Origin of the sequence: Sinorhizobium numidicum, assembly GCF_029892045.1 — a bacterium.
GTDB lineage: Bacteria > Pseudomonadota > Alphaproteobacteria > Rhizobiales > Rhizobiaceae > Sinorhizobium > Sinorhizobium numidicum.
In genome coordinates this window covers 698,992-711,607 of record NZ_CP120368.1, presented here as the reverse complement: position 1 = coordinate 711,607, position 12,616 = coordinate 698,992, and the positions used below count along the sequence as shown (strand labels likewise).

The window sequence follows — 12,616 nt, the reverse complement described above, 5'->3', positions numbered from 1 at the left end:
GAAGACGTCACTTCACTTTAACGCCGGGACCGATGACAAGCTCCTTGCCCGTGTCGAGCACCGCGATGATTCCGTCCGAGTATAGTTTCACTTCCTTGACGATGCCAGTCGTCTTGCCGTCGGCGCTAGTCACCGTCTTGCCGATAACCGCATCCGCCTCGCTGAGCGAGGTGCGCTGAAGCAGGCTTTCGAGATTCTTGTTGGTCTTGATTGTCTGCTCCACCTGGGAGAAGGTCGCGAGCTGCGCGATCTGCTGCGTCGCGTCCATCGGCTCGGTCGGGTCCTGGTTCTTCATCTGCGCCACGAGCAACTTCAGGAAGCTCTCGTAGTTCAACGCCGCGGCGCTGGCGTCCGCGCCCGACTCCACCCCCGACACGGTTGGTGTGTAGCTGCTCGACGTGTTGTTGACGCCGCTTACCGCCATGGTGCGATCTCCTTGCGTATCTGCTCGACCGTAGCCGGCGTGATTTCCTGGGCGTTGAGAATGCGATCCTCGATTGGGTAGAGCGCACGGATCGCCTTCAGCGCTTCGAAGGCGCGACCCTGCGTGACCAAACCGTCGATGCGTTTCAGTTCGGCCAGCACCTCGTCGTTCTTGAAGCAGGTCAGCAGCATGACGATCGACTTGCGGAACATTGCCGTCGATTGCTCCGCGCCTTCGGGATTGATCAGGATCATCTGGGCGATGAAATAGAGCTGCTTCAGCGGCGTGGTCGCATCTTCCGGCTGCAGGACGTGATTTTCCAGAAGGAACGTGACGTCATTCAGGAATTCGACCGCAACCTTGCGGTCAACGCGGAGCACCGCGCCGTTTACAAAGATTCTTTCGCCCGACTTCAGCGAGATACGCAGTGTGCTCTTCATTTCAGTCCATCCCTGATGATGGTGGTTATGTCTATTATGCCCTGGAAGTTCGAAGACTCACGTTTGCGGATCTTCTCCGTCTCGTTCAGTATCCAGATGGCAATCGAAATCAGATTGGCGCGCAACTCTTCGTTGAGCTGGTTATCCGGCGTGCGCAGATCTTCGATGAAGCGGATCCAGACGCGCCGGGTGAAATAGATCGCCTCGATAGCCTCCCTGGAGTAACCCTTCTGCTCTCTCGCCGCCTCCAGCAGCGCGATCGAGCGATCGAGTACCTGCCGTTCGCGATCTTTGGAATCGGCAACGCCGTCTTCCATGATCTCGGCATAAGAAAATTGGTACATTCAGACATCCTTCATGTTTGTCCGGTCCCTCTCAATCAGAGGTAGTTGAGCAAGCTCAACTGCTGGATCCGCGACGTGAGTGTGTAGGATGTCTCAAGTTGCGTTTTCAGCAGGTTTATCCGCGTCGAGGCTGCCTCCTCGTCGATGCCTTCGATGTCGCCGATATGTGTCGCAATGAGCTTCGTCTGCGCCGCCAGCGAGTCGTTCGCCTTCTTGACGCGCGCTTCGGCGACGCCAAGCGCACTGCGCTGGGCATCGATGTCGGTGATGCCCTGTTCGACATATTGGAACGCGGCTTCACCGATCGCGGTGCGCACCTGGGAGGTAACCCCCGTGTCCATCAGCTCCGATGCTATGACGCTCGCGAGCGCGAACATCCGAACGCCCTTCGTGTTGACGTTCGTGGAGCTCTCGATCACCTCCGTCGTGCTGATGCGACTGGTCATGTTCTGATTCGAGGCGTCGGACCAGTCCGTGTCCCAGTCAGCACCGGTATACATCGGCTCGACAACAGTCGTGATGAAGTCGTTCATCTGCGTGACCGAGAACTGATCCATCGCCGTCAGCGGCGGAACCTGCGCCGCCATGAACGTCGACAGCGCCGTGTTGAAAGCGGTCTTGGCGGCGGACGGCACCGCTGAATTATAGTCGGCGAGCGGCTTCACGTCCGAATTGATGCCGGAAAACAGAAACTCTCCATTGAAGGAGGTGTTTGCCGCAGCCGTGAACAATGACAGGGCGCTGTCGATCTCCGTCTTTTGGATCGCCAGCTTGTCCGCTGAATCGTTGCCCTTGAAGGTGACCAGCGTGTCGCGCACCTTTTGGGCTGCGCTCGACATCGTCTCCAGCGCTTCCTGAGACGCGGAGAGCCGCTGGTTGACGATCGAGTTCGTGCTGGTCAGCGCATTCAATCGCACCAGCTCGCGCTGCAAATTGAGCGAGCGCGAGGTCGCCGCTCCGAGCGTGACGCCGACATCCGCATGGCGGCCCGTCGTCAATTCCTTCTGAAGGTCGAGCATCTCCGCCTGCTGCTGCTGGATCGTCAGCCGCATGGCGTTTTGTACCGCCAGATTCGAAACGAAGGATGTCTTCATGATTACCTCACGGCTTCGAGAAGGGCCGCCATCATGGCGTCCACAGTACTGACCAGTTTGGCCGACGCTTTGTAGGACTGCTCCAGGTCAAGCAACAGCGACAGCTCCTCGTCGATGCTGACACCCGTCTCCTTGCTGAGCGCCTCCTGCGTGCGGGCGAGAAGCGCCGATTTATTGTCGCTGGCGGTCGAGGCGGTGCTGCGCAGTTGCTCCAGCCAACCGATGGAGGAGGTCGCGAAATCGAGGATCGAGCTCGTTCCGTCGAGCCCGGTGGCCGGGTCGAAGGTCATGTCCTGCCCCATGGCAGCGATGTAGCCTTCGAGCAGCGCGGTGTAGCCAGCGTTGGGCGTCGCAGCGCCGCCGGGATTGGAAACGATCCCGTTGAAACCGCCGTCGCGCAGCAGGAGCGGATTGGCCTTGGCCAGCGGATTGACGACAAGCGTCGCCGCCATGCCGGGCTGCACTGTCGCCGTCGCAGGAACCGTTCCGCCCGCCCAGGTAAATAATCCGGGTGCGCCGCCTTCCTGAAACATCGTGACAAGGCCGCGCGCGATCTCGTCAAGCTGCGACTGGAATTTCGGCGCAATGTCATCGCGCAATTGCAGCAGGCTTGCGAGCTTGCCCTCCGCCGTCGTATTGGCGCCGGCGCCGGCAGCAACTGGAACGCCGTCGATATAAATCCTGTTGCCGGCAATCGTCGCATCATAGGCCGTCTTGGGCGTGAAGGTGACGGACCGCGCCATGGTCTCGAAAAGCACGGTGCCGTCCGAAGTGTAGATAACGGTATCGTTGTTGGCCCTTGTAACCGTCGAGATGCCGACGATTTCGGAAATCTGCTTCAGGATCGTGTCGCGCTGGTCGAGGGCGTCGCTTGCATCCTGCTCCTGCGCGGTCGCGGCTTTGACCGCATTGTTCGCCTGCTCGAAATCGGCAAGCAGGCTGTTCAGCTTTTCGACTTCGAGTGCGATCTCCTTGTCGGCATCGGTCCGCAGGTTCTGAACCGCATTTGCCGTGGTGCTGATGGAGTTCACCAGATCGCCGGCATCCGACACGGCCGAAGCAGCCATCGTCGTGTTTCCGGGCGTCGACGCGAATGTCTGCAGACTATCGCGGAAGGCAGCCAAGAAGGTGGCCGGCGAGGTTTCGTAGTCGTTGCCGCCCAGTGACGATTTCAGAAGCTCCAGGCCGGAAAGAAGGCGACCCTGCCCCGATGACTGGCCGATGCTCGATATGCTTTGCTTGAGCAGCGCCTCGTTCTGCGCGCGATAGATCGAAACGACCTGCGCTCCGTTCGGCGTGCTGCCCAGCAAGGCCAGCCGACGCGAATAGTCGGCGTTGCCCGCATTCGCGATGTTCTTCGACACGATGGCGGTCTGCGCCGCCGTGTTGTTGAAGGCCGACTGCGCGATCGTAATTGCGGTGGACAGCGACATGACGCGGGACCGTCTCTCTTTCGATTACCGTTTCAGGTTGACCAGAACGTCGAGCAATTCGGCGCCGGTCTGGAAAACCTTGGAATTGGCGGTGTAGTTGCGCTGGGATTCGATCATCGCCGTCAGTTCCTCGGCGATATCGACGTTCGAGCTCTCAAGCGCGCCGGAGAGGATCTCGCCGAAGTTTCCGGAGCCGGCAAAACCGGTGATGATGACGCCAGAGTCGACGCCCTGCGAATAGACGTTGCCGGATTCCGGCAGCAGCTTGTCCGGGCTCTGCACATTGGCGAGCGCTATGCGGTAACGGGGATCGAGCTTGCCGTTTTCGTACTTGACGTAAACGATGCCGTCGGAATCGATCTGATAGCCGGCGACTTTGCTCGGCGCATTGCCATCGATCGTGCCGCCATCGGAGTTGAAGGCGTAGCCGAGCTGTGTGGTCTTGGTCAGGTCGATCGTTATCGCACCGAGGTTGGCACCTGTACCTGCGAGCGGGCTGATCAGCGCGCCGTTAGCAACAACGGTCGCCGGTGATGTCGTCAGGTCACCCGCGGCATTGAAGGTCAGCGCGCTGGTACCGAGAACGGTGGACGATGTACGGTCGACAATCTCGACCGACCATGCATTCGCCGCCGTCTTCTCGTAGTTGAAGTCGAGAATGCGCGTATTGCCTTGGCTGTCGTAGACGACAAGCGAGGTGGTGGAGATGTCACCCACCGCCGCACCTGAGGGCAGATTGGCTCCCATGGAACCCGTCGTCGATCCCTCGGCCACCAGCCCTTCGGAAGCGAGGTTCACCTTGGCCAGACCGTCGAAACCGTTCACAACGACCGTCGGATCGACGCCGGCCTGATACTCGTAACCCATCAGCGTGAAGCCAGCGGCGTTGACGAGATTGCCTTCCTTGTCCTGGACGAAGGAGCCGGCACGCGTCAGATATTCCTGCCCGTTGGCGCCTTCTACGATGAAGAAACCGCCGCCGTCGATTGCAAGATCGCTGCCGGACGTCGTGTAGGTCGTGGCGCCCTGGTCGGAGATGCTGTAGCGGACCTGGGTCTGTACGCCGCCCGAATTGTACGCGCCGTTGCTCGACGGCAGGATCATCGATGTGAATTCCGTCGAGGCACGCTTGTAGCCGGTCGTGTTGGCGTTGGCGATGTTCTCGGCGACTGTGCTGAGCCGGTTCGACTGGGCGTTCATACCGGACACGCCCGTTCTCATGGTACCGTAGAGACTCATATCGGATCCTCGTTTCCTTGTTGCAGCGAGACTAGGAGCCGGGCCTTGCGTGAACCTGTCTTAAGCTGGCCCTGCTGGCGATCAACGCGCATCAATTCCAGTCGATGCAGTAGCCAAGGAAGCGCTTGGAATCGATCGGATCGAAGCCGAGCTTCTTGCGCAGTTTCTTGCGCAACTTGCTGATATGGCTTTCGACGACGTTCTCTTCGACGTCCTCGTCGAAAATGCCGTAGATTGCATTGAATATCTGCGATTTGGAGACCCGGCGGCCGCGGTTGGCGACCAGATATTCGAGAATGCGGCGCTCACGACGCGGCAGGGCGAAGACCTCGCCGTTGATCTCGGGATCGCGGCCATCGGCGAAAACGCGAACCGGGCCGATATCCGTGTAGTTGGCGATAGCCTTGAGCCGCCGGCGGATTGCCGCGACACGCGCGAGAATTTCGCGCGGATGCACCGGCTTGCGCACCACGTCGTCAACGCCGCAGTCGAAGAGCGCCAGCGTGTTCTCCAGCGACGGCGTGTCGCTCATGGCGATGACCGGCGCCATCGAGCGATCGCGGATCGCCCGCGGCAGGCTGAAGGCGCTATCGCCCTGGCCGATCAGGAACGCCTCGACTGCATCGATGTCGGAATCCGCTGCCGTACTCACCCATTCGCCGAACTCCTTCGGATCAAAGCCCGTCGAGGGAATGCCCTCGCGCCCGAACAGGGATGTGTAGCCTTCTTTAACAAGCTCTCTGTCATCAACCACCACGATCATTCGTCCGCCTCCGAATCAGTATGGATGCCTCGTTGAAACAGAGGTACGAATCGAAGGATTCACGAACAACTAGAGGAAGTTAATGGGAGATTTTAATAGTTGATTAAGGATTGCGTGCCGATTTGATCTATATCTAGTAGGTGTCCGTTAAGCATGACACTAAAATGATGTGGAAAAGTTAACGCAAGGACATGAATTTTCTTGCGATCACAATCTGTCCGCATTGTCGCCACAATGCGGCATTGATCGCGAAAAGACAATTGCAGGTTGATTACTGACAGAACTGCGTCGCGTTCGGCGTCCATTTGCCGTAGCCGGTCGCGACAAGATTCGCGATGACCCGACAGACGTATTTCTTCTGCGCCGGGTCATTGTTCGGCCCGGCATGGTAGCGTGCGACAGCCATCGTCCAGGTCTCGTGCCTGGCGCGCAAGTCGGAGAGGAAGCGCGCGGCATATTCGACATTCTTGCGCGGATCAAGCATTTCCTCCGGCGAAGTGAAGTGCTCGCCATGGAAGTAGTAGTTGATCTGCATGCAGCCGAGATCGATCAGCTTGGCACCTTGCGCCCGTGCAGCGCCGAACCGCGCCAGAACGTCCGCGGCACTGCTTCCGAAATAGGCCTTACCTTCGATGTTCATCGCGTAAGGCTGAAGAGAACCCTTGCGCCCGGTCTCGGTCAAACCGACGGAGTAGAGAATCCCGGTGGGAATGCCATATTTGGAGGCGGCCGAGACGATCTCGCGTTCGCAGACGCCCGCGCTCGCCAAAGCGCTACATGTAGACATGACCAGCACGAGGGCGCTCAGCGCCGACCGGCGCGTCATCCGTACCATCATTGCCTGTCCACCTCTCCACTGTCGCAGCCTGGCTGCCATCCTGCCGCCGCTCCTGTCTGCCGCCCTCGCGGCTCTGCTGCCCCAGCTGCGTCTGCGGTTGCGAGCCGCTGCCGTTCGATGCGTCTCCCCCCGCGTTGAAGACGACGTTCACGTGATCCACCGCGAAGCCTTGAGCGCGAAGCGCCTTCACCATTTCGCTCTGGTCGTCACTCAACTGACGGAACGCTTCGCCCGTCTCGACTTTCAAATCGACCTGAAGCTCGTCGTCCTTCAGCCGCAGCGTCGCCGTCACCATCCCGAGTTCGATCGGGTGTAGCTGAATCTTGAGGGTGTTGAGCGTCTTGCCGGCCTGACTCCAGGCGCCCGGTTGCGCCAGTGCTGCGCTCGGCTGCAACGATTGCGCCGCATCGCCAGAAATCGCGTCGGTGACCGATGACGAGCTCGCATTCATCGCCACTCCGAGATAGCGGCGCGCTTCCAGGACGGTCACGGTCTCGGCCTTGGAGCCGACCGATTTGCCGCTTTCTACGGCAACCCTATCGCCGTCCTTCGAAATGCTCATCGAGACCGCCTGGCCTTTGCCGTCGGCGCGGGCGAACCGGAAGAGCCGGTCCGAAGTCATATCATCACTATGCTGTTCGATCTGCGGATGATCTTGGCCAGCAGCATCCGACAAGACGCCGTCGATTTTCACCGACATTCCGTCGACGGTACGCTCGCCCGCAGGAACGGATGTCTTGCCCTCCGGCTGCATACCGACGGCCGGCATCGCGACGCCGCCAAGCATCGTCAGGATATCGTCGACGGTTCCGTTCGCAGGCCCAGCGGAAGCAGCATCTCCATCCGCCATTTCGGTCGTCAGGACTTCCGTCGACGGACCGGCGGCTGCCTGCCCCTGCCGGCGCAACAGGCCCGTTGCGGCTGTGGCGCGCGCGTCCGTTTCCGTTTCGTCGGCGCCTTGCTCATCCGCCGCAGGTACGTGAGTCCTGCCCATCAAACCGCCACGACGGTACGCCGTCGCTGCGTTTTCGTGGACGGTCTCGAAGGGATCGGATGGCGTCGTCTCGCCCGTGTCGGCCGCGCTCTCTGTTTCGCCGAGTCCCAGGGCCTGTATCGAGATGGCCGGAATACGGTCTGCTGCCTCTGCTGCATTGCTTCCGATCAAGACGTCCGTTCCGCGATTGCCGATGGCAAAATTGCGGGGCGTATCTTGCGAGCCGATTGCCGTTGAGTTGCTGCCCGTCTCTGTTTTCGTGCCTTGCACCGGAACCTGTCCCTGTGCTTTCTGACGGCCAGCGTCGGCGACCGCAGTCTCGAAGGCACCAGCTTCTCCTCCGAGTTGCTCTCGCCCGCCCTGCTTCGAGCTGGGCCTGCCGCTGACAGCCGCGGCCTGTCCGCGCAAACTCTCTTCAAGAGGCCTCATTGTCCTTCCTCCTTCAGGAGCGCATCGATTTCCTCGAGCTTCGAGCGCCCGTTGGCAAGAAAGCCCTCCAGCACCGGGTCGTTCGACGCAGCGAGCTCGGCTCCCCCGCCGTCCTTCGGGGCAGGCGGTGGTGTCTCGATTGGCTGGCCAAAGGGACTCATGCCGCTTCCGGTTTCCTCGGTGTCGGTAAGCCTCTCGACCCGAACGGATCCATCGGTTGTAGGCTGGGCCGCTTGCGTGGAGCTGTCATCCTGCGGCGGCCGCACCACCGCGTCCGCGATCGCCTTGGCCGCCTCACGCAAGGCACGGTCGCGCAGCGATAGCTTTTCGTCGGGAATTGCGCTGATCATCTGCGTCGCGGAGAAGACGTCCGGCGACGGTACAGTCGCGATTCCCTCGTAAAAGTTCGCGAGCAACTGGGATTGCGAGCCGGCATCTTCCGCCAGTTCCTCCGCACGCTTCGATGCGAGGCGGGCAAGCGCCTGATTGCCGCCGATCGCGGCACGGCGCGCCACACGCAGATAGACTTCGCGCTGGCGCGACCGGTCCATGAAGGCGAGGATCTCGGAGACCCTTTGTTCGGCCGCCTCGTCGAAATTCGCCACCGCCAATTCAACGAAGACATCGGCGAACTGGCTCGCATAGGGCGATGTCAGGTAACGCCGCGCATAATTCAGAGCGTAGCGAAACCCCTTGTCTGGTTCGTTGGCGCGCGTGGCAAGAAAAACGGAACGGCGCAGCGCCGCCTCCTCAATGATGGTGCCAGGCGCAGTCAGGCGGGCCCAATCGTAGTATTTCATCGCAGCGACCGGGTCCTGCTGCGACGTGGCGTTTGCGAGGATCAGGAAAAGGTAGGGCCCGATGCGGGAATTCCTGTACTCCGGAGCGGCCTTGGAAAGGTTCTCGACCATCAGCGGCCCCTTGCCGCGCAGATATTGTCGCAGCGCATCCGTCACGCGACTGTCGAAATTACCGTCGATATCGCGATCCGCGAGATATTTCAGCGTATCCGGGTTGCCGCCGCTCATTGCGTAAACAAGGGCCGCGTCGACGTTGCGGGGATCCCGAAAGGCCAATGGATCGACCGCCCTCAGGCGCTTGTCGATTGCCCCCAGCATAAAGCGCTGCATCTCGATCGCGGAATGATCTCCGAGGACCACCGAGTCCTGCACATATTGCAGCGACCGGATCATCTTGAACGGCGCAAGCTCGGCTGTTTCGCTCGCATGGGCAAGGCCGGTCGCAAACGGAAGCGACAAAACCGAGATCACAAGAATGGCATGCAGCCGATTCAGCATCGCCCTCAACCCTGCCCTGACTGCAACAGGATTTCGATCCGCCGATTGCCGGCCGCATAGGGATCGTTCGGCACCTGCAGGCGCCTGTCCGCAAAGCCGCTGATCTGGCTGACGCGATCTTCCTTCAGGCCGCCACGAACAAGCATGTAATAGGCACTCTGGGCGCGGGCCGCCGACAGGCGCCAGTTGTCATAGGTCCCGTCCTTGAACGGACGCCCGTCGGTGTGTCCCCGGATGGCGACGGCTCCCTCGCGCTCGGCGAGCAGCCTGCCGATTTTCTCCATGGCAAGCACCAATTCCTTCTGCGGCACGGCGGAGCCGACCGTAAACATCGGCGCATCTGTCTGCTCGCTGATGGTGACCAGCAAACCGCCCTCGGCCGGTGTCACCACCAGCCCCTCAAGCAGCCGGCCGGCCTCACCGCCGAGCGCCTTCTCGATTTCGGCTTTCAGAATGTCGGCCGCCTTCTGCTGGTCTTCAGGTGCGACGTCAGCCTTTGCCGCTTCGTCTTCTGCCTTCGTCAGCTCCTGCCCGTCGGGCGACTGCAGCGCAACGCCGCCCTCCGGCGCCGGGTTTGCTGCGACCGCCACGTCGGTTTCCGCCGCATTGCCCGCATGCTTGACCTCGACCTGCTTGGTCCAGAAATCCGGGTCGAAGGGATCGCGGTAGGCCTCGCCGCCCTCGGCACCGGTCGCCGGCCCCGATTGTGCGGCACCGCCATCGCCTTTGACGCTGATATTGGCCTCGTGGCCAACCTCCCGGGCTATCTCGGAAAGAACCGAATAGGGATTTTCGAAGAAGTCCGCGTCGGAGTATTTCGTCTCCTCGCCGGAAGTTGCCGTCAGTTGGTCGCCGGTCTTGGCCGAACCGCCGGATTTTGTCTGCTCGCCGTCCGTTTTCGATCGCTCTTGCGTCTGTTCGCCCTGGGCGTCCTTGGCGGGGTCCTTGAGGCCCTTCTCCGACGGCTTCTGGTCGGTGAGTTGCACCGGATTGAAATAGGAAGCGATCGCCGCCTTCGTCTCCTCGTTGGCGGCATTGATCAGCCACATGACGAGGAAGAAGGCCATCATCGCTGTCATGAAGTCGGCATAGGCGATTTTCCACGAGCCGCCGTGATGCTCACCGTGGCCATCCGCAGAACGCCTGACGATGATGATTTCATTCTTGCCGTTGTGATGACTTTCGTCATTCATGCGAGAACCTTCCGGACAGTATCGGACCAGGCGGCCATTCGGGTCACCAATACGGCGCCGCCTATTTCGACGGTGAGGTCGACATCGCCGGTTTCAACGTGGCGGAACGCCGTCGCCTCGTCCGGGAGATGCCGCTTCAGCGCCTCGAAAAGTGCGAGCGGCCCTCTGACCGTTACGGCAAAACCTTCGCCGCCGGCGAGACCCTGCCTGACCATAGCGGCGAGGCTCTCGATGGCCCGCTTGAGCAGCGCGTTCTCCATCACCGGTGCAAGGACGCGCGCCGTCTGGTCGCCAAGCGCCAGGGCCAGCCGATCCGTCATTTCATTGAAATTGGCAGCAAGCTTTACGGCGACCTCCTCTTCCAGGCGCCGCGCCAACGCCTCGAGTTCCTGGGCGTGACGGGCCTTCAGTTCGGCGATCTCCCTCTCATGCTCGAAAACGAGCTCGGCGCTGGCTTCTGCGCGACCTTGCTCAAAGGCGGCGCGGCGCTCGGAGTCAATGTCTATCACGGGCATGGCCTGCCTCGCACCAGTGCGATCGCCATCAGAGAAATCGACGCCGAGGTCCGGGAAATATTTCGGCGACACTCTCGACAATTCGATTTTCGGCGCACTGAAATCCTTGAGGTAGCGGGAGAGCGAGGCGCTCATCGGCGGACCTCCGGCTTGCGCGCATCGGCTGTCGAAGCTCTCCGCCTGCTCGGCAGAGCTCGCCTCATGGCCCGGAAATCCAAACAGCCTGACACGGTTGCAATATCTCCATCGGTTCCGACCGCCCGAGACAGCGACAGAACCCACATTCTCGATGTGCAAAGGTTTCGCGGAAGCAGGTCCGAGCGAAAGGCCGATGCAAGCGGCGGCGCAAGAGTCATCTCGGCCGGCAGTCGTCGGATCAGACTGCGAAAGGAGGCTATCCGGTCAAACTTGTGCGAAAATGAAGGGGTTGGACCGCGCCAGGGCAAGTAGCGCGGTCCAACGGTTTCCACCAGGTGCCGATGACCGGCGGCACGGCAGAAATCATGCATTCGCTCATGGCGAGCGAAAAGCGGCCGACGAGTGAGCCGACTTCCTACGGATATTGCCGCCTTACTGCTGGAACAGGCGCAGGATGTTCTCGGAGTTGGTGTTGGCGATCGACAGTGCCTGAATGCCGAGCTGCTGCTGCGTCTGCAGAGCCTTGAGGCGTGTCGATTCCTCGTTCATATCCGCGTCGACCAGCCGTCCTACGCCCTTGTCGATCACATCCATCAGGTTCGCGACAAATCCCTCCTGCATGTCGATGCGCGTGGTGATCGCACCGAGCGTGGAGGCCGAATCGGTAAGCTTGCTCAGCACCTTATCGACAACCCTGATCATGTCGTCGAGTTGGACGCTCGTTGTCGCAGTCGTCAGCTTGATCTCGGTGCTGCCGGCAACGGGGGTAGCCGGTGGTGCGACGATGAGGTGGTAAAGCCGCGCTGTGCCGCTTGGTGTCGCCTGCAGTTGATCGGCGTCATAGCTGTTGGTCAGCAGACCGCGCGTGGCATCCGCCGTATCGATCAGCATCGACTGTGCCGTATCGAAATCCAGCGTCGTGACGGAAACATTTCCGTTGCCACTGCGATTGAAAGACGCCACGACCGACTTGGTGCCTACTGCCGCGGCGTTTGAATTGTAGAGCCAGTTCTCGCCGGAGAACGAAGCGGATTGTGCCGCCGCCACGAGTTGGTTCTTGAGCTCGGTGAGTTCCTTGTCGATCTTCAGCTTGTCGACACCGGGTTCGCGTGCCGCGACGAGCTTGGCCTTGATCTCGCTAATGACATCGATGGACGTGTCCATGGCGGCATAGGCGGTATCCACCTTGGCGGCGCCGAGGCCAAGAGCGTCCTGGACGGTCGAAAGAGCCGCATTGTCGGACCGCATCGTCGTTGCGATCGACCAGTAGGCCGCATTGTCGGCAGCGGTCTGGACGCGGTAACCGGACGAAATGCGGTTTTGCACCTCGGCCATGTTGGTGTTGATAGAGCGCAATGTCTGAAGTGCCGCCATGGCGGCGGCATTGGTCATGATGCTGGTCATTATTGTTTGCCCTGGATGATTTTCGAAAGCATTCCGGAGTGATTACCGGCAGCGACGGGACCAGCGTCAT

Annotated in this window: 13 protein-coding genes; all 13 read right to left on the bottom strand. The window is 60.7% G+C overall.

Annotation, left to right across the window (positions count from 1 at the left end):
• Positions 1 to 7 precede the first annotated feature (7 nt).
• The 13 genes from flgD to PYH37_RS14430 all read right to left on the bottom strand — a co-directional run bounded on the left by flgD (position 8) and on the right by PYH37_RS14430 (position 12,546).
• Entirely contained in the window at positions 8 to 424 is a 417-nt protein-coding gene (gene flgD, locus PYH37_RS14490) for a flagellar hook assembly protein FlgD (RefSeq protein WP_280735625.1), read from the bottom strand.
• The gene (flbT, locus tag PYH37_RS14485) at positions 415 to 864 is read right to left on the bottom strand and encodes a flagellar biosynthesis repressor FlbT (RefSeq protein ID WP_280735624.1); all 450 of its coding nucleotides are present in this window, start codon (positions 862 to 864) and stop codon (positions 415 to 417) included. Before flbT ends, flgD begins: the two co-directional genes overlap by 10 nt.
• Positions 861 to 1,208 carry a flagellar biosynthesis regulator FlaF gene (gene flaF, locus PYH37_RS14480; RefSeq protein WP_280735623.1) on the bottom strand — a complete coding sequence of 116 codons (348 nt, stop codon included), beginning with the start codon at positions 1,206 to 1,208 and terminating at the stop codon, positions 861 to 863. Before flaF ends, flbT begins: the two co-directional genes overlap by 4 nt.
• Positions 1,209 to 1,243: 35 nt before the next feature.
• Complete coding sequence (locus tag PYH37_RS14475) at positions 1,244 to 2,302, bottom strand: flagellar hook-associated family protein (protein ID WP_280735622.1); 1,059 nt, start codon at positions 2,300 to 2,302, stop codon at positions 1,244 to 1,246.
• 2 nt (positions 2,303 to 2,304) lie between these two features.
• Positions 2,305 to 3,735 (bottom strand): flagellar hook-associated protein FlgK, encoded by a 1,431-nt coding sequence (gene flgK, locus PYH37_RS14470; protein WP_280735621.1) that lies wholly within the window; start codon positions 3,733 to 3,735, stop codon positions 2,305 to 2,307.
• Positions 3,736 to 3,759: 24 nt separating this feature from the next.
• Positions 3,760 to 4,974 (bottom strand): flagellar hook protein FlgE, encoded by a 1,215-nt coding sequence (locus PYH37_RS14465; protein WP_280735620.1) that lies wholly within the window; start codon positions 4,972 to 4,974, stop codon positions 3,760 to 3,762.
• Between the two features lie 91 nt (positions 4,975 to 5,065).
• Complete coding sequence (gene rem, locus PYH37_RS14460; protein ID WP_280735619.1) at positions 5,066 to 5,737, bottom strand: transcriptional activator Rem; 672 nt, start codon at positions 5,735 to 5,737, stop codon at positions 5,066 to 5,068.
• Between the two features lie 271 nt (positions 5,738 to 6,008).
• Entirely contained in the window at positions 6,009 to 6,563 is a 555-nt protein-coding gene (locus PYH37_RS14455; protein ID WP_425336140.1) for a transglycosylase SLT domain-containing protein, read from the bottom strand.
• On the bottom strand, positions 6,511 to 7,998 hold the full coding sequence (gene fliK / locus PYH37_RS14450) for a flagellar hook-length control protein FliK (RefSeq protein ID WP_280735617.1): 1,488 nt from the start codon (positions 7,996 to 7,998) through the stop codon (positions 6,511 to 6,513). Before fliK ends, PYH37_RS14455 begins: the two co-directional genes overlap by 53 nt.
• Entirely contained in the window at positions 7,995 to 9,296 is a 1,302-nt protein-coding gene (gene motC / locus PYH37_RS14445) for a chemotaxis protein MotC (RefSeq protein WP_280735616.1), read from the bottom strand. The genes fliK and motC overlap by 4 nt, the downstream gene beginning before the upstream one ends.
• Before the next feature lie 5 nt (positions 9,297 to 9,301).
• Complete coding sequence (locus tag PYH37_RS14440) at positions 9,302 to 10,489, bottom strand: flagellar motor protein MotB (RefSeq protein WP_280735615.1); 1,188 nt, start codon at positions 10,487 to 10,489, stop codon at positions 9,302 to 9,304.
• Positions 10,486 to 11,139, bottom strand: coding sequence for a FliH/SctL family protein (locus PYH37_RS14435; RefSeq protein ID WP_280735614.1), 654 nt, complete (start codon positions 11,137 to 11,139; stop codon positions 10,486 to 10,488). The genes PYH37_RS14440 and PYH37_RS14435 overlap by 4 nt, the downstream gene beginning before the upstream one ends.
• Positions 11,140 to 11,574: 435 nt before the next feature.
• Positions 11,575 to 12,546 carry a flagellin N-terminal helical domain-containing protein gene (locus PYH37_RS14430; protein WP_280735613.1) on the bottom strand — a complete coding sequence of 324 codons (972 nt, stop codon included), beginning with the start codon at positions 12,544 to 12,546 and terminating at the stop codon, positions 11,575 to 11,577.
• Between the last annotated feature and the right edge of the window lie 70 nt (positions 12,547 to 12,616).